Consider the following 21,135-nt stretch of genomic DNA (forward strand, 5'->3'; position numbering starts at 1 on the left):
ATCTCGCGTTGCCCCCTAAGCCAGTTGTATGTTCAGGAATAAGCGGTTTGGTTTTAGCCTGTACCCTACAGGAAGCTTAATCCTGTCATCCTTGGCATTGGGTGCAACGCTTTTTTTATGGGTCAAAGATCACAAGTCAAGTTCTTTAGTCGGCGCGGGCAATTTATTTAAATCAGGGAGTTCGACTAATTCCTTCTGTGTTTCTTTGACCTCGACAGGCAATCTTAGCGGTTCGGGCGTCTGTTCCTCTTCAATGAAGTAACTTGCCAAGGGTAGGGCTTGTTCGAGATCCTCTAGGGGTCGAGTAATCACGGTAACAGCAACCAGTTCCCCAATCCGTTGTGCTTCTGCCATGCCCACTTGCAGCGCCATGGCGACTTCTGCCACCCGACCCCGGATAATAACAGTACATAAGCCCGCGCCAATGGTTTCGTATCCCGTCAGTTCTACATTTGCTGATTTGAGCATAGCATCCGCGGCACCAACGATCGCGGGAAAGCCTCGGGTTTCTAGAAGTCCCAGAGCTTGGGAACTATGGCGCGATCGCGTCGGCTGTTGCGCCTGTTCCAACAAATGAGAGCCAAGAGGTAAGACAACCTCTAAGTTCGGAAATGGTCGAGGAATCACCAGAGAGGACAGTAACCGACCTTCTCGTTTAGCATGTTCAACCCCAGCTTGCACCGCAATCCGCACTTCTGCTGTAGCGCCGCGCACAATTGCGGTACAATGACCACTGCCAATTTTCTCAAATCCCACCAACGTCACTCCAGACGCCTTGAGCATCGCATCAGCCGTACTCACAATCACAGGGAAACTGAGCGTAGACACCAAACCCAAAGAGGAGTGACGAAAGCGATTACGTTGAGTAGAGGGGGCGTGGGGGACAATCCCAGGGTTGTATGACTCCATAGCTCGGCTCTCCATTTCGTTGTTGGCTGTTAAGTGTTGCCTCTCATCCAGTCTAAGAAACCCAACACCTAAACCCTAACAACTTATCGGTATGACCCATCTGTGGGCTGATCTTACACTATAAATTGGACAGTTCAATGACTTCCTTGATCCGTTACTAGCCGTAGGTTACGCACCGAGTTTGACGATCTTAACCGTTGACATTCAACCGTGCTGACTGACTCAACGTGTTTTCTAGTTTATCAGCTAGACCCTCAATCCAGCGCTCATCTTGTTTGGTGTAACTGCGGGGAGCATTCGCGCCTAAAATTAAAGCACCCTGATTGCCCAGGGGTTGGCAGATGAGTCCTTGGGTATTTTCTGGCAAGTAGTCAAATTCGATTCGCCCTGGATACAGTTTCAAGTCAACCAGGTAAACGGGTTTTTGTTGCTCGATAACCCGCTTCAGGATAGCACCCGGTTTCACCTCTGGGTTCACCCCCAATACTCCCCGCCGTAGTAGCACCCTCCCCTGATAAAACACAACGAGCGATCGCGTCACGGTATTGGTCAATAATAAATGTGACGCCCAAGCCAGTTCTGTTTTCACCGCCTCTGGTAACTCAGGTGCCAGTTCAAACCCTTCTGAGCCAATCAAATCTACAGCATCCGGCGTTCTCGGCTGTACCTGCTGCCACAGCAAACCTGTCAAAATTAATATGGCACTGAGAATAACCCCCAGTGCGTCTGAACGCGCCTGAGATTCCGTAAGTTGGGGGGTCAGCAAGCGGTTAATCAACAATAGTGTCCCGCCTAATCCCCCAACAACAAACGGCAATTGTCGCAACACAGAATTCTGATCAGGTTTAGCCATTGTCTCTAGAGCCTCTGTTGATCAACCCCACAAAATAACTTAAAACTCAGCCGGGGCGGGTTGAGTTACATCCCTTGTGAAATAAGAAACGATAGTCGTGAAAGTGAACCCCTACACAAGCGCCATACCCTTAAGCAAGGGCGAAGGATCAACACTCATTCCTCCCCTGCTTCGAGTATCCGTTGGAATAAATACCCAGTCCCCCGTGCGGTGAGAATCAACTCCGGATTGCTCGGATCATCTTCAAGCTTGGCTCGCAGTCGGGAAATATGAACATCGACAACACGGGTATCGACGTGGCGTTCTGGAGTATACCCCCACACCTCCTGTAAAATTTCCGACCGAGAAAATGGTTCTCCAGAGCGACTAACTAATAACTCCAGGAGACTGAACTCCATCCCCGTGAGCCGAATCCGCTCGTCTCCCTTATAAACCTGTCGTTTATTCGTATCAATTTTGATACTGGCGACATGGATTACCCCAGAACTGGGAATCCCGGAAGCACCTACCTTATCAACCCGTCGCAATACGGAACGAATCCGAGCTTCTAACTCTTTCGGAGAAAAGGGCTTGACCACATAATCATCCGCGCCCAACTCTAACCCAGTAATTCTGTCGGCAACGTCACCCAATGCCGTTAGCATGATGATGGGGATATCCGATTCCTTTCGCAACTCTTGACAGACGCCGTAGCCATCCAGCTTGGGCATCATCACATCTAACACCACTAAATCGGGTTCACTGGTGCGGAAGGTTTCTAAGGCTTCTTCCCCATCGGCGGCGGTGACGACATCGTAGCCAATCATCGACAGGCGAGTTTCCAAGATCCGGCGGATACTCGCTTCATCATCGACAACCAGAATTTTTTCCTTATGAGTTTCCAATTGATTCAAGACTCCTATTTTACGGTCAACGAAGTGTTAATTTATCAGTAGCTTATCTCTAAGATATAACGTTATACGAAGCTTTTTTAAGCTATAACCGTTCAATCTGACATTTCCTTACGGCTTTTTAAGATTAGTTTAATTATTGAAAATTCCTAGCACCTTGAGATCAGGATGCCTAAAACTAAATCCATCTATGTTTGTAATGAATGTGGGGCGGAACACTCCCAGTGGTTCGGCAGATGCTCCTCCTGCGGCACGTATAACTCCTTAGAGGAGAGTATGCTGTCAACGACTGCCAACATGAGAAGTGGGGGAAGGCAATCAAATGCCCGTGCCTACACTCCGTCTCCTACCTCTGGACGCGCTCAACCGAGATCCTCACTTAAGTTCTCAGAAATTTCCAATAATGTCCAGAGCCGATTTGCTTCCGGGTATAGTGAACTGGATCGAGTGTTGGGGGGAGGGATTGTCCCTGGCTCCTTGGTGTTGATTGGCGGTGATCCAGGGATTGGCAAATCCACGTTGCTGCTACAGGTGGCAAATCAACTGGCACAGGAGCATCGTATCCTTTACGTCTGTGCTGAAGAGTCGGGACAACAGGTGAAACTGCGAGCCTCTCGCCTGGGTGTTTGTGATGCTCCGATTCAGGAGGAGGCAGATAATAATAGTGAGCAGACGAATAATGGTGCGCCCAAAAAGCGGGGGAAGTCGGCAAAATCGAAAACGGCGAATGGGGATAACACCTCAGGGGAGCAAGAGCCAAACCTGTATGTGTTGCCAGAGACAGACTTAGAAGAGGTATTACGGGAGTTGGAGTCGCTCAAACCCCAAGTGGCAGTAATCGACAGTATCCAGACGCTGTACTTTGCCGCATTAACCTCGGCACCCGGTTCCGTGGCGCAAGTGCGAGAATGTACCTCAGCCCTGATGCAGGTGGCAAAGCGGGCGAATATTACGTTATTCATTGTCGGACATGTGACCAAAGAAGGCGCGATCGCAGGACCGAGGGTGCTGGAACATTTGGTGGATACGGTATTGTATTTTGAGGGCGATCGCTTTGCCTCCCATCGTCTGCTGCGATCGGTAAAAAATCGTTTTGGCGCCACCCACGAAATCGGCATTTTTGAAATGGTAGATAAGGGGTTGCAGGAGGTGCTGAATCCGTCTGAGTTATTTTTGGGTAATCGGGATGAAATGAGTCCCGGTACGGCGACGGTGGTGGCTTGTGAGGGGACTCGTCCGATTTTAGTTGAGTTACAGGCGTTGGTTTCCCCAGCTAGTTATGGGGCACCGCGTCGCTCAACCACTGGCGTGGATTATAGTCGATTACAGCAAATTTTGGCGGTATTGGAAAAACGGGTGGGGATTCCCCTGTCTAAATTAGATGCCTATGTCGCCACGGCGGGTGGGTTGGGAGTAGAAGAACCGGCGGCTGATTTGGGAATTGCCATTGCGGTAGTGGCGTCATTTCGCGATCGCATGGTTGATCCACGCACGGTGATGATTGGCGAAGTCGGGTTAGGGGGACAGGTGCGTCTGGTGTCGCAGATGGAACTGCGTTTGAAGGAAGCCGCCAAGTTAGGATTTAAACGCGCGATCGTTCCTAAGGGTCAAGTATTACCGGATATGGATATTGAGGTGATCCCGGTTTCCAGGGTTCTGGATGCAATTATTGCTGCTTTACCAGGAGGATTGCGCCAGAATTCAGCAAATGAAGCCGATGAAGAGGAAGACGACTTTTAGGGGTTCCGGTTTTGTTCTGAGTTATTGGGAAAGAGGATTTTCGCGATCGCTTCTGCGGTTCGTTGTTCTCGCCAAATCCAGTGATTATCCTGCCCTTTCTCGCGAATGTGAGCGATCGCTTGATCAATGAGGGAATCAATTTCATCAAAATTGGAGAAGGTTGAACCAATTGGGATGGGCCAACTCACTTGATGCTTGATCACTGGATAATCCGAGGCAATAATATAACAGCCACAAGAACCCGCATCACTAATCACACCACTGGTGCGATAGTAGTAACGGTTCTGGTCATAATGAATCACCAAAATATCGATTTTATTTAATACATCAATATAATCCTCTTCCTTTGTGGTATCGTAGAGTTTTACTTCCAGCTTATCTAAGTAATCTGGCTTTTGTCCAAAGGGCGTGCCAATTATTATCTCACATTTTTGTTCATTCGTGGCTACATAATCCTGCAATATTTCAATTAATTTTGATATCGGTTTATCTTGCCGAATCATGCCAACGACGCCAAGTTTTATTTTGGTGTCTACAGACAATCGTTCTCCTGCTCTCAACCGAGGAGTTGCCTCGCTGATAATTGGATGCGGGATGATTACTTTTGATGCAGCCGGTAAACGGAATTTCTCCGGAATAACATTATCATCAATTTCAAATAAGATAACTTTTAAGTTATTGAAAAATTGTAAATATTTTTTTAAATAAATTAATCCCCAAAATTTAATCCGACTGTTCATGGCAAATTGTTGATTACCATGTAAGCTGATCAATACCTCTTTCCCCCTGAATGCCAGTAAAGGTAGAACAGCTAATAAATGCTGATTGTATATTTCAAATACAAAAATTACATCAATGTCTTTTAATTTAAAAGCTCTTACCCCCATAGAAATATGGCGATACTCCCGTCGAAATTGAAGTCCCAGCGCATAACTGGGAAGTGACTGGGTGGCTTTCTTGAAAAAATTGGGTAAAGGAGTTTCAATCGACAGAAATCCTATGGTTTTATCTTCAACATAGTGGTTGAGAAGAAAAAGATCTTTTAACCCCGGATGCATTAATTGCATAATTTCAAAATCCTAAAAAATGATCAACGTCTCTCCACATCTGAGTAGATCGTTTTTTCTGCTCTGTAGCTCCTGCATTGATGCCAGCAATAAGCTCTGAACGACTGGGTTCTTCAATGAGCTTGTCTAATAGATTAGATATCTTATCAGGTGAATCGATGGGAGATACTAAGCTATCAGAACAGTTATAGTCTTCAAATAGCATTTGATATTTATGACTCCATCCTGTCCCCATACAAGGAACGCCTTGAGACAGGGTACTCACCAAACTATGAAACCTGGAACCGATCACGATAAAACAATTTCCCAAAATTCCTTTAATATACAACGGATTAGGTTCTTGGATGATTTTTATCGCCACTCCCACCTCGGATTGCAGTTGCAGTGCCAGTTCATAATCGCGATTCGTCTCATGGATTAAAGCAAACGGCTCTATCCCCTTTTTGATTAGGTATTTTGTACAGAAGGTGAGAAACGATAAGTAGTTTTCTTTTTCTGCTGAAGACGTGCGCTGTATCATGCGGTAATTGGGAACAATACAACCCTGACGGGAATTAGACTGAAAATAGGGGGGAATCTCACCTTTAACCAAGTTCGTAAAATCAGGAGCTATTTTAATTTTTGACTGACTGCATTCTAACTCCATCAAATAGTGATATGATACTGGATCTCTAGCAAAAACAAAATCAGCGTTTTTGAGAATTTCTAAAAATGCCTCTTTTACCGCTTTTTTCTGGAATGGACCGAAAGCTTGAGGTAGCAGGATAAGTTTTTTTCCTTCTTTCTTCCATCGTTTTGTCCGATTTGCCATTATTTCAATCATCCTGGCGCCCTGCTGATCACCGTAGGTAAAACCCGATGCATCGAGTACGGCATAAATCTGTGAATTTGTGGTAATTTTTAAGGAGTTGAGCAAAGGTTTAGGTATAAATCGGCTGAAACCATCTATAACTGAACCCACCCAAGGTGCTTTTTCATAATATACCCAGGATAAATGATGAAGTCCGGTTTTCGCTCTCTGTTGAAAATTTCCCATTCTCAAATGAGCCGCTACGATATTGTTTCCCGGTAAACTCGCTACATGCTGCACAATAGCATGAGTCATTAATTCACCTCCCTTATTGATGAAATCTACACCCTGAATTTCAACAATCATGATTAGTTGTACCTCCGCAGTAAATCAAGCTCTTTTTTCTGAGAATAAGGAATTAGTCCATCCGGATCAGGATAACCAACAGAAATTAACATAATTACTCGCTCATCTGGTTCTAATCCCAGTAACCTCGCCATTTTTTGCTCACGCTCTTCTATATCGGGCCAATTAATCGGACAAGAACTCAATCCAAGCGTCTCTAAGGCATACATAAACGACATGGAAGCCAGGGCTCCATCAATATAAATAACATGGCGATCTCGTTCACTAAAATAGGCTCTGAGTTTACCAACAACCACTACGATAGCCGGGAAATTATGGCTAAATCCTTTCGTTCCCATTGGTGTTGACGCAACTCGTTTTACTAGCTCCGGTTCATCAAAAATCCTTAACTCAAAAGGTTGACGATTACAGGCGCTTGGGGATAAAGCCGCAACGGAAACTGCTTTATCTATCAGTTCTCTCGGTACGGGTTTTTGTAGATACCAGCGCACTGAACGACGACGATAGGCAAGTTTTAATAAATCCTCATAACTGACTGGAGAGGGTTGGCTTGTATCCCGTTTGTAAGGGATAGATAGTCTTTCATTCTGGCGGGGCTGATTGAGTTCGGAAAACTGATATTTAGCGTTATCAATAGTGGGATGAGAACCGATAACGTTAAAATACTGTTCCAAAACATCATGCGCCCATTGTAACTCACTCTTATCAACACTATCTTGACCCTTCTCCAAAATTGATTTTTTATAGCATTTAACCGTTTCCTCAATATAATCGAGAGCGAAAACATCTCGTCTCGGTCTCATAATTAATCCTTTTTCGAGGCGATGTATGTTCCGTCTTAATAGATATTGACTCTCAAGATTAGATCCCAAATCGGCTATATATTTCAACTTGCCATAGATAACCGCTTGATTTTCTCGGCTAAAATTACCTGATAAAACGGTGTAATAAAGAGAACTTAATCCTCTAGATTTGACGGCTATTCTCAACGTAGAGGCTTGAATTATTTCTACTCCCCGCTTGATTTTTTCTACTACCCCGTCCGAAAGTTTTGATTTAATAATATCTTTTATATTGCCCATATCCAATCTCTATATTAATCGGGTTTATTTTTTGATGATTAATCGATTCGTCTAGTTATTTATTCCTGGGTTTTCAAAATCTATAAGTTTTAACCATTCAATTCTCCACATATAAAATGGACTGATCAAAATTGTGGCAAGCAGCTTCATTTCACAAGCTACAATTATGTCCGTATTCAATACTTTATAATTTTTCAAATAATAGGTGATTAATTTGCGAAAATCATTAGCAAGATATGCGAAAAAAGCTAAAGGTCTTTGCCAAGATTTTAGCCTAATCATCCGAATATGATGTCTGGTTAACCCCGAACTTCCGACTAACAAAATTAAGTACTCTCGTTCTATTCGCCACGCGGGTATAGTGTGGTAAATATGCATATCAGGATTGTACCAAATCTCCCAACCTGCATTTTGGAGGTAGGATAATATTTCCATATCTTCCCCTTTTGCCGATATAGATCTGCCCTGGGGACCTGATAGGAGCAAATCATCAGGGACAGATTCGAGCCAAGCTTGCTTACGAATCACTAAACCTGCCCCCGGCGGCAATACTTTTTGTTTATGATTGTTATAATTAAATGCTTTTTTACCCCGTTCGATAATGGCAAAGTAAACCGCTATTTTACTAAAGTTTTCCGGCGGTTCACGCTCAAATTCTCCATGAATTTGACCGCCATAAGCACCAGCTTGAGGATGGGATTGGCCAAAGGAATAAGCAGCAACAACCCAGTTTAATTCCGGTAAGTTATCGTCATCAAGAAAACCGATCAGAGAAGCTTGAGCTTCCTGAATGGCTCGTTTTCTGGCTATCGAGGCTCCCTGTTTGGGTTCAAAGTAATAGTGAAGGGGATAAGCTTGAGACCAGTTGGATTGATAGTCTTGGATAAGGGTTGCCGTATTATCGGTACTGTTATTATCAATAATAACGATTTCCCAGGAAATGTTGTCTGTGTCAACCTGCGATCGCAACCGATCTATAAGTGCAGGTAGACGCTTGGCTCCATTATAAGTACGAACCGCTACCGTAAAGTCTACCATAATCCTCTACTCGACTCCGCACTTTTCCATGTCTCTTGCTTTCTCCAACTTCCTTAAAGTCGAGGTAAAGGTGAGGCTTGCTTCGTAGACATCCCCGATGAATAAACCCACCTCAGACCTGATCCAGGATGGAGATGTACTTGTAATGTATATTCCTATGAGTTTAACCTGTCTCTAGAAGACTGTCACTCGGTATGCAAAAATTCCAGATATGCCTGACTCATTTCCTTCACCGCCACCTCATACAATTTCTGACCATGTTCCGGTTTGGCTAAGGCGGGGTTAGAACCCATTCGTCCATCGGGATAGCGACGGCGGAAGTCTGTCGCACCGTAAATTGGATGTCCAGAGGCTACATTGGCGGCTAAGGGGGCTGTCTTGATGGCTTCGGGATAAAGGTATTGAGTTAAAGCGACTTCGCTGGGTGTGGCGTGAGACCCTTCCTGATTGCCATACAGTTGTTTAGCTAACGTGTAAACCGAATTACAGGTAAACCAATTGGCAAGGCGACATCTTACCTTGTCGCTATTAGGAATGTTTAGATCCCAGAGATAGGCGTAACTCTCAGAAAACGCTGCCTTCAGCGTAGCAATGTTACCGCCGTGACCATTAATAAAGAAAAATCGGGTAAATCCCGCCCGGGTTAAGCTGACTAAATAATCTTGTATGACGTGAATCAAGGTACTGGGTTTCAGGCTCATCGTACCGGGAAAACCTGTATGATGCAGCGCCATCCCCACGCTAATCGTGGGACTAACGATCGCATTGGTCGCTTCACCCACCCCTCGTGCGATCGCTTCGGCGCAAATCGCGTCAGTACCAATTAATCCCGTAGGTCCATGTTGTTCCGTTGAACCAATTGGCAGAATAATCCCCGGCGATCGCTCCAAGTACTCCTCAACCTCGATCCAGGTCATTAAATGTAGCAGCATTATCCCTTCTAAAAAAGTGAAAGCAGGTGGACTGGGCTTACCAGCCCCCTGCTTTGTTTCTGTAAGACCCCTCATTTTGTCATACTTGCGTATGACATGTATTACACTATCCTTAGTGTATGCCAGCATAGAAGAATCGGCAATAAATTTAAGTAAATTGTTTTAAGTCTTTAAAAATTGACAGGGTATAGCCACACTAGCTGAATCTTGTGTCAATCTAGACGTAGAGTTTTATTTCTATATAGTTTCAACACCATGATTTTGGTGTATACCTTGGCTTAGAACCTCAGATACCCAATTTCCTTACCCTATATGCTTTCTGTCGATCTACCGCAAAGCCCTTCTACTCCAGAACTGGCACAATCCAACCGCATTCTGGTCGTAGAAGACGAGACTCTCATCCGAGAAATGCTGATGTTGTCCCTACAAGAGGAAGGTTATGACGTGGTGACGGCGGCTGATGGTCGTACCGCTTTAACCCTTCTGTCTGAGGGCGACTCCAATAACGAGGATTGCCATTTTAGCCTGTTGATTCTAGACTTGATGCTGCCTCAGGTGAACGGACTAGATCTGTGTCGCTTGATCCGGTATAAAGGGAATTCTATCCCCATTTTGATTCTCAGTGCCAAAGCCAGTGAAACGGATCGGGTTTTGGGTTTGGAAGTCGGGGCTGATGACTACCTGACCAAACCCTTTAGCATGCGGGAATTAATAGCTCGTTGTCGCGCCCTTCTGCGTCGTCACCGCTATAATTCCACACCGCCAACACCGACGTTACAGTTACGGGACATTACCCTCTACCCCGAAGAATGCCGAGTCACGGTGCGTGGCGAGGAGGTTAATTTCTCACCCAAGGAATTCCGACTGTTGGAATTGTTTATGGGATATCCCCGTCGGGTGTGGTCTCGCGAGCAGTTAATCGATCAGGTTTGGGGTCCGGACTTTCTCGGAGATACCAAAACCGTCGATGTTCACATTCGCTGGCTGCGGGAAAAATTAGAAAAAGACCCCAGTCAACCGGAATACTTGATTACCGTTCGCGGCTTCGGCTACCGATTTGGCTGATCTTCAATCGGATGGGACACCAGCGATCGCGTCTTACCCTACATCAGCCGTAACAATCAAGGAGTATCTACATCGCCCTGTCGAAAGGTTACGTCATAAGCGATGGTGCAGGCTCCCTCGTGATTTATCCGAGGGATGAAACCCAGCAAGTCGTAAAGACAGTGGGATTTATCCCGCGATAACCTCCTTAAGTGATATAATATAACCATAAACAAGGAGGTGATGTTCTTGTACGGTTGTCAACAAGTATTGTTGAATCCAGAGCAAGAGCTAGCCACAGTTTTAGAGTTTATTTGCGCTGAAGCGAATAACTTAATGAACTGCGGTATTTATTATGCTCGTCAAGTCTGGTTTGTTTGTTCAAATTCCTACCGCTCGTCTTAAAAATAGGATTGAGCAACTGTGCGAACAATATGGAATTCAGTTCGTAGAAACTGAAGAAAGTTATACCTCTAAAGCTAGTTTTATCGACAACGATCCTCTGCCTGTATTCAGCTCAGGCCCGGAAGGGTGGAAGGCTAGCGGGAAGCGAGTAAAACGAGGAATGTACCGCACCAAAAATGGAGAATTTGTCAACGCCGATGCTAACGGTGCTGCCAATATCTTAAGTAGGGGCGAAGCATTGGCGCATAAAAATTATGGAACAAACCGCTCATTGAACTCCGCCAATGCTTCGCCCGTACAGATACAGCTAGGTCTTGACCTAGCCAAGGTCTGTAGGGCGTTCTTGACTGCGCCATCCAGAGTTTTCCTCTGGAACTCTAAGAAGACAAAAGGTCGGTACGCGGCTTCAGCCCGTCCCGTAGTATCCTATTAGAATCCCCCGCGTTTTAACCGGGGGAGAAGTCAAAATATCTAAACCATCGCTCGGCAACATTCTTATTGATCACACCCATGACCCTCTTGACATTTCTCTTGGGTCTAGCTCTAGGAATTGGGGTTGGCTTATGGCTACAACACCGCACCAAACGGCAGCTCAAGCAAACCTTAGAGTTGTTGCCAGTCGATTCGACTAGTAACTCGTTTTCTTTAGAGTCTCGTTTACGGGGAGCAATTGCCCAAGCTAATCAGCAGCGCCTTGTCTTAGAAGACCAACTCAACGCCATTCAATCCCTATTTCAAGTCGCGCCAGTCGGGTATTTACAAGTAGACGAAGACAATCATTTAATTTGGTGTAATCAGCAGGCGCGTCAGTTATTGCAAATTGACCGCTGGGAACCTGGACAGATTCGCTTACTTCTAGAGGTAGTGCGATCCTACGAACTGGATCAGTTAATCGAGAAAACTCGTAAACAGCAACAATCGACGAGCCAAGAGTGGGTATTTCATCCCGCCTGTATGGATGGTGCAGCGATGAGCGAGGTGCGATCGCTCATGTTGCGGGCTTATGGTTGGCCCCTTGCTAAGGGACAAGTTGGTGTATTTTTGGAAAATCGACAACCTCTGATTGAACTCTCGGAATCTCGAAATCAGTGGGTGTCTGACTTAGCCCACGAATTGAGAACTCCTCTGACATCCATTCGCTTAGTCGCAGAAGCCTTACAAGGACGGGTTAACCCTCCAGAAAGACGCTGGGTTGATCAACTCCTGCAAGAAATTAATCGGTTGATCGACCTAATCCAAAATTGGCTGGAACTTAGTCATCTAGAACGCGATCCGAATCAGATTCTCACCTATAAATCCCTTGACCTAAAGTCTTTAATTCAGTCCGCTTGGCAGCGCCTCGAACCTTTGGCAGAACAAAAACAACTACATCTTGCCTATAGTGGACCCGATACTTTACCCATTAAAGCTGATGAGTCTCGACTCACTCAGGTTTTTTTGAATGTATTAGATAATAGTATTAAACATAGTCCACCACAAGGGTCGATTCGAGTTGAAGTAAGGCAGACAGCCACTCCTGATTCGGACGGAAAAGCGCTGATGCATATTGATATTATTGACGAAGGCGCTGGGTTTTCTGTCAATGATTTACCTCGTGTATTTGAGCGACTCTATCGAGGTGATGCCTCGCGATATCGGCAACCCACTGCTGGAAGTCTAACCACCTTGGGGCGCAGCAGTGGTAGTGGTTTAGGTTTAGCGATCGTCGAGCAAATTATTCAGGCTCACGGTGGCACTGTTAAGGCTAAAAATCACCCGGAAACTGGCGGTGCTTGGTTACAAATTCAACTGCCTTGTACTTAGGGCTGGCTGCACAACCCGGAAACCCTTATAAATCAAGGAGTATATGACATGGACATCAATTTCTGCCATTTGAGAAGGGGCATTATTTTAATTGAACTGGATTACGGAGAAATCGCTACTGATTTAGGTTGTTTAGACAAGCGCCCATCTTCCATATAAATAATGCGATCTGCGATATCCAAAATACGGTTATCGTGAGTGACTAGCAAGATTGTACACCCCTGTTGCTTGGCTAAATCATGCATAATATCAACCACATCTCGTCCCGATTTTTTATCCAAGGCGGCAGTGGGTTCATCAGCTAACACAATTTGGGGACGGCTGACAAGAGCGCGGGCGATCGCGACTCGCTGTTTTTGTCCACCTGATAAATCTGCCGGATAATAATTGATTCGCTCTTCCAAACCAACCTGCTTGAGCATTTCTGCTGCCCGACGGTGGCGTTCTAACTTGGCAAAGATGCCATGAACTTCTAACCCCATTTGCACATTCTCAAGCGCCGTTAAGCTGCCGTGTAAATTATGTGCTTGGAAAATATAACCATTGTGTCGTCTTGCCTGTACCAAGTCGTTCTGACTGGCTTGACAAAGTTCCTGCCCTAACACGTTTAAACTGCCTGACTGAGCTGATCGCAAACCGCCTAATAAGGTTAGTAGTGTGGTTTTTCCCGACCCAGAAAGACCGGTCATAATCACAATTTCGCCAGCAAAAATCTCTAAATTGATATCGAATAACACTTGTTTTCGCAGTTGCCCTGTGCCAAAGTCGTGGTTAAGTTGATGAATTGAAATTACGGGTTTATTGGTCATTGGTCAAAACACTGATTACACGGATTTATTGGGGAGATAGGGGTAGGGAGGTGAGAGCTTATTGACACTGATTACACAGAAATTTAGTTCTCTCATCAAAATAGGATGATTGGGATTTTAAGCGTCATTTGTCTTATGTCATTCGTCAAATCGGGGCGGGTTTAGTTACATCTGGGTGTAACCGCAAAGATAGTTGTGAAACCCGCCCCTACAAAATTTCCCCATCTCCTGATAACTACTGATAACTGATAACTGACAACTTCCCCCACCACAATCCTTATTCAGCAACCCCGAATCAGAAACCATGCTTGGCTTTCTTAAAACATTACAACAGCGCACTCCCTTAGGGTTACTTCAGCTTAAACATGACCGAATGCGGCTATTAACTGCGATCGCAGGGATCACGTTTGCCGATGTGCTGATTTTTATGCAACTGGGATTTGCTGATGCTCTCTACAGAACGAATACCCAATATCCCCGCACCCTACAAGCCGACTTGGTACTCATTAGCACTCAGGCAAAGAACTTTGGGCAATTGCGAACCTTTGCCCGACGGCGACTTTACCAAGCTCAAGACGTGCCAGGAGTCGCGTCTGCTGATGCATTATACCTTGGCTCCGTGCAATGGCGAAATCCCCAAACCCGCAAAAAGACATCGATGCTGCTGATTGGACAAAACCCGGATCGACCTGCTTTTAATTTACCTGAAGTTAACCAGCAGTTAGACGCGATTCGGCTACCGGATACCGTTTTATTTGACCAGGCTTCGCGGGGTGATTATCAGGACATGATTACCCAGGTTAACCAGGGAGAGTCAGCCACCACAGAAATTGGACAGCGAACCGTAACTGTAGCCGGATTATTCAAAGTTGGCGCATCTTTTGCCGATGATGGCGCATTAATTACCAGTGATCAAAACTTTTTAAGGCTATTTCCCAGACGCGATGCTGGATCGGTGAGCCTAGGGTTAATTCGTCTGCATCCAGAGTATGAACCCGAACAGGTGAGGGAGGCTTTAGCGGCGCGGTTACTGGAAGATGTGCAGGTGCTGACAAGTCAGGGTTATGTGGATTTTGAAATTGCCGATATTCAATCGAACTCACCGATTGGGTTTGTCTTTGGTTTAGGTACTACGATGGGCTTTATTGTTGGTATGGTGATTGTCTACCAAGTGCTTTCAACGGATGTGAATAGTCACCTGGCAGAATATGCCACGTTTAAGGCAATGGGTTATCGGAATACTTATTTGTTAGGAGTAATTTTTGAAGAAGCACTGATTTTATCGGTGTTAGGGTTTATCCCCGGTTTAGCGATCGCATTAGCGGCTTATCAACTTACAGGGGCAGCAACCGCGCTGCCTTTGGCGATGCCGTTGAGTCGGACTATTTTTGTTCTTCTACTGACGTTTATCATGTGTGGGACATCAGGCGCGATCGCGACTCGCCGACTCCAAGCAGCCGATCCGGCTGATATTTTCTAAAGTTGGGGTAAATGAGGGAGATAATTTACAAATGACATAAGACAAATTACTCGGTTTGAATCGTGACTGTAACTTGTAAGTTGCTCAATCCTGCTACGTTCTGACTCGAATTGGGATCGAGGCGAATGTGAACGGCAACGACTTTGGCATCAATGTTGGCGGCAGGATCTTCATCGACAACTTGTTGTTGCTCAACTTGTAAACCAATCCGCTCGACTGTACCCTGGAGTGTGTCACGAATGACGGGTGATGTAATCGTGGCAGGTTGACCCACCTGAATCTGAGGAATATCGCTTTGGTAAACTTCCGCGATCGCAATCATCTGCTGGGTTTGCCCTAACGTGACGATGCCCTGATCAGCAATTTGTTCGCCGGGATAGGTGTGAATCTTAATAATTTGACCCGCACGGGGCGATCGCACTTGGGCTTGCTCTAAATTGGCTTGGGCTTCAACAACGGCGGCTTTGGCTGAGTGCACTTCTGCCTCGGCTGCTTCTATGTCTACGGGACGCACCTCGGCGAGTCGATCCAGGGTGGCTTGTGCCTGTTGAATTTGCTCTTGACTGGTTGTCTCAATCCGCCCTAACTCGGCTTGAGCCTGCTGAACCTGTTGTTGAGCCGTGGTGTAGGTTAGCCGCTTGGCATCCCGTTGAGAGGCGGAGACAGCGCCCTGCTGATACAAGAATTCGTATCGCTCATATTCGATTCGGGCATTTTGTACTTCTGCCTCCAGCCGAGCCACCGCCGCCTGTTGAGCTGCTAAGTTACCTGTTCGATCTGCCTGAAGTCGGGCAATTTCCGCACGCTGGGCTTGTAGTTCACCAGCTTTGGCTCCAGCTCGTACCTGTGCCAGTTTTGCCTGAGCTACACGAACCTGGTTCTCGGCTTTTTGTAGGGATGCTTGTAAGCGATCACGGTTATCTAAAATGGCAATGATCTGTCCTATCTGGATGCGATCACCCTCCTTGACCAACAGTTGCTCAATTCGGCTTTCCTGAATTGAGGTTGACGCTGTGAGGTTAATCATTTCTCCGGCTGGCTCCAACCGCCCCAATGCTGTCACGGTTTTAATTTCAGGTGCAACTGAGACTTCGGGTTGAGCCTCCCGTATCTGAGCTGATCGAAATTGCCCGAATCCCCATCCTGTTCCCGCTAGTCCCAAAATGGCGACGCTGAGAAACGCCAGCCAACGACGTGGTGATTGGATTGATGCTGCCTGATGGTGTAACAGGTCTAAGCTCATGGATGTTCTCCCATCAGAGAAAAGCGTTATCTGTACCTGTCTATATTTTACTAAACGGTTTAGTAATGTCAACTAAACCGTTTAGTAAAATAAAAAACATGGATCGGGCTACCTATCCTTATTCCCCCTGAGCCAAAGGCAAGATCAAAACTCTCGCACTTTCGGGGCGGGTTTAGTCACATCTAGGTCACTGAACAAGGGATAGTTGTAAAACCCGCCCCTACACATTCAAAATTCAAAACAATGAAGAATCGTTCCACTCCATCCCAATTCTCAAACCTCTCCAACCCAGAAAAACCCGATAAAGCCCAAGCAATTTTGTCAGGTGCCCTGCAAGTGTTTACCAAGCATGGATATGCAGCAGCGAGCATGGATCGGATTGCCTCGGCGGCAGGAGTGTCCAAACCCACGCTGTATAACTACTTTCAAGATAAACAAGGATTATTTATCGCCTTGATCCACCAACTCACCCAAAACAACAGTCAGCTTATCCTCAATTTGCCCACTGAGCCAAACTTACAAACGCCTCCTGAGCAGGTTCTGCGTCAAATGGCAACGGCGGTACTCAATGAGTTTGCTAACAATCCAGCACTGTTAACCTTGATGCGGTTAATCATCGGTGAGTCTGAGCGGTTTCCGGAGTTGGCTCAAACCCATCTGCGCGAAATTATCAAACCCCTCATGGAACGGCTGTCTTTATACCTAGCCTCCCAACCCCAACTCCAATTGTCCGATCCCGTCGTTGCCGCCCGGATTTTTACCGGATCTCTAGTGCATTACCTGATCATTCAAAACATCCTACAGGGGGATGAAATTTTGCCCTTAGACCGCGATCGCATGGTTAATGGTCTCATTCAGCTCATGGTAGCTGGGGAAGCTAGGGTAGAGACTCCTCCGGTGGAACGAGCAAATTCCTCTAAAGACTGAGGCGGTATCATTTAGTCACCAGTACACTAGCCAACAGACAAGGGGTTCTCGCATTTGCGCCCAGATGTATCGGTTTTCTACCAAAGTCTCAACGCAAATGCGAGAGCCCAATCCCCAATTTGCAATCCCCCACTTGCCATCAGAGTATTTTACTACAATTTAACCTTGATCTGCTATCAATAGTAGTAGACACAATTATTCGTCTTAGGGCAAATGAGGTGAGTCTATCTTCTACAAACCGCCATTGCGATCGCAATCACTTTAAGCGTTCTCTGAACCGCCTAGAGCAGAATGTGCTGCGGATGGGCGCATTGGTGGAAAATTCATTCCGCCTTGGTCATCAAGCTCTATTTTACCAAAATCTGGAAGCGATCGAGGCAATTACCTCAGTTGAAAAACAAATTGATCGCTATTATCGCCATATAGAAATAGAGTGTGCTTCTTTGCTTACACTTCAATCGCCAGTGGCACAAGATCTCCGCCTGGTTAGTGCCTTTATGCAGCTAATCCGGGATTTGGAACGTATTGGTGATTATGCTGAAGATTTAACGGAGATTTCGGTAAAGTTATTTGCTTACCCGCCTCATCCTTGTATGTCCCAGATTGAAGAAATGTCCCACCATGCCCAAGCTATGCTGGCAACGAGTTTGGCATCTTTAGCGGATTTAGATGCGACGGCAGGACAAGCGGTTAAAGTATTGGATGATAAAGTCGATAATGCCTACGATAATCTTTATCAAACATTAGCCTATCAGCGGGATATTAAAGGCGTGGTCGAGCCAATTTTACTATTAGTATTGACAATTCGTCATATCGAGCGTATGGCTGACCATGCGACCAATATCGGTCAACGAGTTACCTATATTGTCACAGGTCATCGTTCCTAGAGAAGAAAGCAGGAGGCAGAAGATTGTAGGGGCGGGTTTAGGAACTAGCGCTAGCTTTTTACTAATAACGGAACAACTTGCACCCGCCCTGCCTCACGGATAACCCAACAACTTGCACCCGCCTTTGTTCATTAGAACTTCTCCGTTGTGGGAAACCCTGCGTCTTCAGACCAGGGAGGAACACGCGGTAGCGGTTTTAACCCCATGCCCCCTTTCGGGGTGGAGGGGTATGGTTGCCCCTCCGGTGAGGTATGGTTGCCTCAATCTCTTTCGAGTAAAGTTAGCCTCGCCAAGGTTATCGGTCGGTAACTATCCAAAAAGCACTGTTTCAGTGACCTTAAAACTGTTTAACTTTTCGGTTCTAGGGCAGCAAACTGGCTATCGCATTTGCTGGTAGGTCTTGAACGCTTGCCGATAACGTAGTCAGTTAAGACTTAGGCTGGTAAGCACAGCTTCAACTTATTTGGCTTTTGCTCCTTGTCTTTAGACCGGGGTTGCTTACCGTTATTAGAAGCAGCTTAACCCAAAGATTACCTTAACCTTACCCTTTTCTAACCTGCACACTTTAGGATATCCTTGCATTACTCTAGGATATTCCTCTAACAAAACCCAAATCTGAAAGGGGGAATGATGAGCTATGGCTCTCAAACGTCGTAATTTTCTGCTATTTCTGGGAGCTAGTGCAGGAACAGTAGCACTGGGTTCTTGTAGGACTCCGGCTCAGAAGGGTTCTGGTTTATTAACCGAAGTTAACCCCAATGGTAATCTGAGTTTTAAACCCGTTACAGGTCCGCTGCCTTTAGAAACCGATCGCGTAGCATCGACGCAACAAGTCGAAGCGTATAGCCGCTATGAGGTGGTGGATGATTTGGTACTGCCAGAAGGCTTTACTTACGACGTGATTGGCGCTTGGGGAGACAAGGTGGGGGATTCTCGCTTTGGCTATAACAATGATTATTTGTCCTTTATACAAACCAGTCAAGATGAAGGATACCTGACAATTAATTTTGAATATATTAGCGGTGGCACCTGGATGCAAACTTATTCTCAAGTCATCGGTGAGTCATTGCCATTCGAGGAGGTTAAAGCAGTTGCGGCGAAGAGTAATGGTCAGATTAACGCCTTTGCTTTGCCCAATGATGATCCCCTGAAAGCTAAAATTCGGCAGATTTCTCAAGCTGGTTTGATTGATCAGGGATTGGGTGTAATTTCAATTCGTAGAACAGCCGATGGGACATGGATGCGGACGAATTCTGATGCTGATCGGCGGATTACCGGAATCTCTGGATTAGAAGACGATCGCTATCTTAACGCAACCGGTCCTGCTGTCGCCGTTTTCCGTAAGACTCAAGGACAAGGGTATAGTGATGGCTTAGGCGATCGCATTATTGGTACGATGCAAAATTGTGCCGGAGGCACAACGCCTTGGGGAACGGTACTGAGTGCGGAGGAAAATTTTCAAGACCAAGTGCCAGAACCAGTTTACGCCGATGGTACGTCCTTTGATCCCGCCACCCTTCCCTTTATTATTAACGATCAATTTGTCGATGGGCGGGGTAATGTTTTTGGTTTAGCTGGGAATAAATATGGTTGGATGGTGGAAGTTGATCCGGCTGATGCCAATGATTATGGGACGAAGCATACTTGGTTAGGTCGATTCCGTCATGAAGCCGTGGCGTTTAAGGTTGTATCCGGTAAACCCTTAGCGGTATATTCGGGATGCGATCGCCGAGGCGGTCATCTGTATAAGTTTGTCAGTAAAGACAGGGTTAGAAATCCCACAGATAAAGCCAATTCCCGTTTAATGGCACAGGGAATGCTTTACGCGGCTGTATTTGAACCCGATGGGACAGGACGCTGGATGGCATTAACACCCAGTACCCCAGTCAACCCCGTGTTACCCAGCACCGTTGAAGGAAACTTAGTCCCCTTACCCAAGCGTCCCCAGGGAGGCATTGTTGACATGACAACCGATGCGGAGGCTTTGGCATTTAAGCAGCAGTTTGCCACACTGGGGGATCTATACCTTGGTAATGATACCGAAAAACAGGGAGCGATTTTAATCGACGCCCACTTTGCCGCCAATGCAGCCGGTGCTACCACCACCGCCCGTCCTGAAGATACCGACATTGCAGCTGATGGTTCCCTTTATATCGCCTTTACCTCTGGTAGTCCCGGGGGAGATGGCGGACCAGACAAGCGGGTTTTCAGGGGACCTCAGGGAGAAAGTCCTTGGGAATATGGCTGGATTCTGCGTCTGATAGAAGACCAAGATGATCCAGCCGCCATGACATTTCGCTGGGAATCCTTTGCCATGGGGGGCGAACCGGCTGAAGGGGGCGCTGGATTTTCTAATCCCGATAATTTAGAATTTGACAAAAATGGCAATGTGTGGATGGTGACCGATCTGTCTACCTCCAAGCACAATAAGTCAGTGGTGAGTCGTGTCGATGACCAAGGTGAATCCTTAAGTCAAACCGATATTCAGGGAATTTTTGGCAACAATTCGATCTGGTGTATTCCCACATTTGGGGCAATGGCGGGTAATGCTTACCTATTTGGCATTGGACCGATGGAATGTGAAACCACAGGACCCTTTTTTAGTCCCGATCAAAAAACCCTATTTCTAGCCATACAACACCCAGGGGAAAAATACGGTATCCGCAATGACAATAAGGCTGAGACTCGTAAGTTTGTGATTAAAACTACTGATGGGCAAGAATTTCTGCAAGAACGCCAAGTTCCCCTGGGTTCCAACTGGCCCACTAAAGATACAAATGCTCCACCCTTACCAGCCGTTGTCGCTATTCGGCGATTGGATAACCAACCGATTACGATGGCATAAAGCAACCCAAATGGCGATTCCGTTA

Annotated in this window: 17 protein-coding genes and 1 pseudogene; 8 read left to right on the forward strand and 10 right to left on the reverse strand. The window is 46.1% G+C overall.

Features of this window, described 5'->3' with window-relative positions; genetic code table 11:
- Positions 1 to 129: 129 nt before the first annotated feature.
- The 3 genes from RIM23_RS18030 to rpaB all read right to left on the reverse strand — a co-directional run bounded on the left by RIM23_RS18030 (position 130) and on the right by rpaB (position 2,646).
- Positions 130 to 909 carry a BMC domain-containing protein gene (locus RIM23_RS18030; protein WP_446368534.1) on the reverse strand — a complete coding sequence of 260 codons (780 nt, stop codon included), beginning with the start codon at positions 907 to 909 and terminating at the stop codon, positions 130 to 132.
- 190 nt (positions 910 to 1,099) lie between these two features.
- Positions 1,100 to 1,762: a cofactor assembly of complex C subunit B gene (locus RIM23_RS18035; protein WP_446368535.1), complete on the reverse strand. Its 663-nt coding sequence runs from the start codon at positions 1,760 to 1,762 to the stop codon at positions 1,100 to 1,102.
- A 155-nt stretch (positions 1,763 to 1,917) separates the two neighbouring features.
- A complete protein-coding gene (rpaB, locus tag RIM23_RS18040; RefSeq protein WP_044208692.1) occupies positions 1,918 to 2,646 on the reverse strand; it encodes a response regulator transcription factor RpaB in 729 nt (242 codons plus the stop codon).
- A gap of 174 nt (positions 2,647 to 2,820) precedes the next feature.
- Between rpaB and radA the strand changes: the two genes are divergently transcribed.
- The gene (gene radA, locus RIM23_RS18045) at positions 2,821 to 4,392 is read left to right on the forward strand and encodes a DNA repair protein RadA (protein ID WP_446368536.1); all 1,572 of its coding nucleotides are present in this window, start codon (positions 2,821 to 2,823) and stop codon (positions 4,390 to 4,392) included.
- On the opposite strand, the gene RIM23_RS18050 is transcribed toward radA, so the two are convergent.
- The 5 genes from RIM23_RS18050 to RIM23_RS18070 form a co-directional block, all read right to left on the reverse strand.
- Complete coding sequence (locus RIM23_RS18050; RefSeq protein WP_446368537.1) at positions 4,389 to 5,459, reverse strand: glycosyltransferase family 1 protein; 1,071 nt, start codon at positions 5,457 to 5,459, stop codon at positions 4,389 to 4,391. The two genes, radA and RIM23_RS18050, sit on opposite strands and share 4 nt — an antisense overlap.
- A gap of 4 nt (positions 5,460 to 5,463) precedes the next feature.
- Positions 5,464 to 6,615, reverse strand: coding sequence for a polysaccharide pyruvyl transferase family protein (locus RIM23_RS18055; protein WP_446368538.1), 1,152 nt, complete (start codon positions 6,613 to 6,615; stop codon positions 5,464 to 5,466).
- A gap of 2 nt (positions 6,616 to 6,617) precedes the next feature.
- A complete protein-coding gene (locus RIM23_RS18060) occupies positions 6,618 to 7,697 on the reverse strand; it encodes a nitroreductase family protein (RefSeq protein ID WP_446368539.1) in 1,080 nt (359 codons plus the stop codon).
- Positions 7,698 to 7,748: 51 nt separating this feature from the next.
- Positions 7,749 to 8,735, reverse strand: a complete 987-nt coding sequence (hpsE, locus tag RIM23_RS18065) for a hormogonium polysaccharide biosynthesis glycosyltransferase HpsE (protein ID WP_446368540.1) — start codon at positions 8,733 to 8,735, stop codon at positions 7,749 to 7,751.
- A 185-nt stretch (positions 8,736 to 8,920) separates the two neighbouring features.
- The gene (locus RIM23_RS18070; RefSeq protein WP_446368627.1) at positions 8,921 to 9,667 is read right to left on the reverse strand and encodes a creatininase family protein; all 747 of its coding nucleotides are present in this window, start codon (positions 9,665 to 9,667) and stop codon (positions 8,921 to 8,923) included.
- 312 nt (positions 9,668 to 9,979) lie between these two features.
- Between RIM23_RS18070 and RIM23_RS18075 the strand changes: the two genes are divergently transcribed.
- The 3 genes and pseudogenes from RIM23_RS18075 to RIM23_RS18085 all read left to right on the forward strand — a co-directional run bounded on the left by RIM23_RS18075 (position 9,980) and on the right by RIM23_RS18085 (position 12,919).
- Positions 9,980 to 10,732: a response regulator transcription factor gene (locus tag RIM23_RS18075; protein ID WP_446368541.1), complete on the forward strand. Its 753-nt coding sequence runs from the start codon at positions 9,980 to 9,982 to the stop codon at positions 10,730 to 10,732.
- Between the two features lie 355 nt (positions 10,733 to 11,087).
- Positions 11,088 to 11,549, forward strand: a pseudogene (locus tag RIM23_RS18080) (zinc ribbon domain-containing protein); the annotation flags it as partial.
- Positions 11,550 to 11,626: 77 nt separating this feature from the next.
- On the forward strand, positions 11,627 to 12,919 hold the full coding sequence (locus RIM23_RS18085; RefSeq protein ID WP_446368542.1) for a sensor histidine kinase: 1,293 nt from the start codon (positions 11,627 to 11,629) through the stop codon (positions 12,917 to 12,919).
- A gap of 101 nt (positions 12,920 to 13,020) precedes the next feature.
- On the opposite strand, the gene RIM23_RS18090 is transcribed toward RIM23_RS18085, so the two are convergent.
- On the reverse strand, positions 13,021 to 13,728 hold the full coding sequence (locus RIM23_RS18090; RefSeq protein ID WP_446368543.1) for an ATP-binding cassette domain-containing protein: 708 nt from the start codon (positions 13,726 to 13,728) through the stop codon (positions 13,021 to 13,023).
- A gap of 304 nt (positions 13,729 to 14,032) precedes the next feature.
- Between RIM23_RS18090 and devC the strand changes: the two genes are divergently transcribed.
- Positions 14,033 to 15,208, forward strand: coding sequence for an ABC transporter permease DevC (gene devC / locus RIM23_RS18095; RefSeq protein ID WP_446368544.1), 1,176 nt, complete (start codon positions 14,033 to 14,035; stop codon positions 15,206 to 15,208).
- 46 nt (positions 15,209 to 15,254) lie between these two features.
- Here devC and RIM23_RS18100 read toward each other — a convergent pair whose 3' ends face one another.
- Positions 15,255 to 16,451 (reverse strand): ABC exporter membrane fusion protein, encoded by a 1,197-nt coding sequence (locus RIM23_RS18100; protein ID WP_446368545.1) that lies wholly within the window; start codon positions 16,449 to 16,451, stop codon positions 15,255 to 15,257.
- Between the two features lie 243 nt (positions 16,452 to 16,694).
- On the opposite strand from RIM23_RS18100, the gene RIM23_RS18105 reads away from it, so the two are divergent.
- The 3 genes from RIM23_RS18105 (at position 16,695) to RIM23_RS18115 (ending at position 21,110) form a co-directional block, all read left to right on the forward strand.
- Entirely contained in the window at positions 16,695 to 17,378 is a 684-nt protein-coding gene (locus RIM23_RS18105) for a TetR/AcrR family transcriptional regulator (RefSeq protein WP_446368546.1), read from the forward strand.
- Positions 17,379 to 17,596: 218 nt separating this feature from the next.
- Positions 17,597 to 18,265 carry a phosphate signaling complex protein PhoU gene (gene phoU, locus RIM23_RS18110; protein WP_446368547.1) on the forward strand — a complete coding sequence of 223 codons (669 nt, stop codon included), beginning with the start codon at positions 17,597 to 17,599 and terminating at the stop codon, positions 18,263 to 18,265.
- A 637-nt stretch (positions 18,266 to 18,902) separates the two neighbouring features.
- Positions 18,903 to 21,110 carry a PhoX family protein gene (locus RIM23_RS18115; protein ID WP_446368548.1) on the forward strand — a complete coding sequence of 736 codons (2,208 nt, stop codon included), beginning with the start codon at positions 18,903 to 18,905 and terminating at the stop codon, positions 21,108 to 21,110.
- The last annotated feature ends 25 nt before the right edge of the window (positions 21,111 to 21,135 follow it).

Source organism: Coleofasciculus sp. G3-WIS-01 (assembly GCF_040223135.1).
Classification (GTDB): Bacteria; Cyanobacteriota; Cyanobacteriia; order Cyanobacteriales; family Coleofasciculaceae; genus Coleofasciculus.

Excerpts from the sequence above, each read along its gene's own strand:
- RIM23_RS18115 (WP_446368548.1), top strand. The coding sequence starts at position 18,903 with ATGGCTCTCAAACGTCGTAATTTTCTGCTATTTCTGGGAGCTAGTGCA.
- radA (WP_446368536.1), top strand. The coding sequence starts at position 2,821 with ATGCCTAAAACTAAATCCATCTATGTTTGTAATGAATGTGGGGCGGAA.
- RIM23_RS18090 (WP_446368543.1), bottom strand. The coding sequence starts at position 13,728 with ATGACCAATAAACCCGTAATTTCAATTCATCAACTTAACCACGACTTT.
- RIM23_RS18035 (WP_446368535.1), bottom strand. The coding sequence starts at position 1,762 with ATGGCTAAACCTGATCAGAATTCTGTGTTGCGACAATTGCCGTTTGTT.
- RIM23_RS18085 (WP_446368542.1), top strand. The coding sequence starts at position 11,627 with ATGACCCTCTTGACATTTCTCTTGGGTCTAGCTCTAGGAATTGGGGTT.
- RIM23_RS18100 (WP_446368545.1), bottom strand. The coding sequence starts at position 16,451 with ATGAGCTTAGACCTGTTACACCATCAGGCAGCATCAATCCAATCACCA.
- RIM23_RS18055 (WP_446368538.1), bottom strand. The coding sequence starts at position 6,615 with ATGATTGTTGAAATTCAGGGTGTAGATTTCATCAATAAGGGAGGTGAA.
- devC (WP_446368544.1), top strand. The coding sequence starts at position 14,033 with ATGCTTGGCTTTCTTAAAACATTACAACAGCGCACTCCCTTAGGGTTA.
- RIM23_RS18105 (WP_446368546.1), top strand. The coding sequence starts at position 16,695 with ATGAAGAATCGTTCCACTCCATCCCAATTCTCAAACCTCTCCAACCCA.
- RIM23_RS18070 (WP_446368627.1), bottom strand. The coding sequence starts at position 9,667 with ATGCTGCTACATTTAATGACCTGGATCGAGGTTGAGGAGTACTTGGAG.
- hpsE (WP_446368540.1), bottom strand. The coding sequence starts at position 8,735 with ATGGTAGACTTTACGGTAGCGGTTCGTACTTATAATGGAGCCAAGCGT.
- RIM23_RS18050 (WP_446368537.1), bottom strand. The coding sequence starts at position 5,459 with ATGCAATTAATGCATCCGGGGTTAAAAGATCTTTTTCTTCTCAACCAC.
- RIM23_RS18075 (WP_446368541.1), top strand. The coding sequence starts at position 9,980 with ATGCTTTCTGTCGATCTACCGCAAAGCCCTTCTACTCCAGAACTGGCA.
- RIM23_RS18030 (WP_446368534.1), bottom strand. The coding sequence starts at position 909 with ATGGAGTCATACAACCCTGGGATTGTCCCCCACGCCCCCTCTACTCAA.
- RIM23_RS18060 (WP_446368539.1), bottom strand. The coding sequence starts at position 7,697 with ATGGGCAATATAAAAGATATTATTAAATCAAAACTTTCGGACGGGGTA.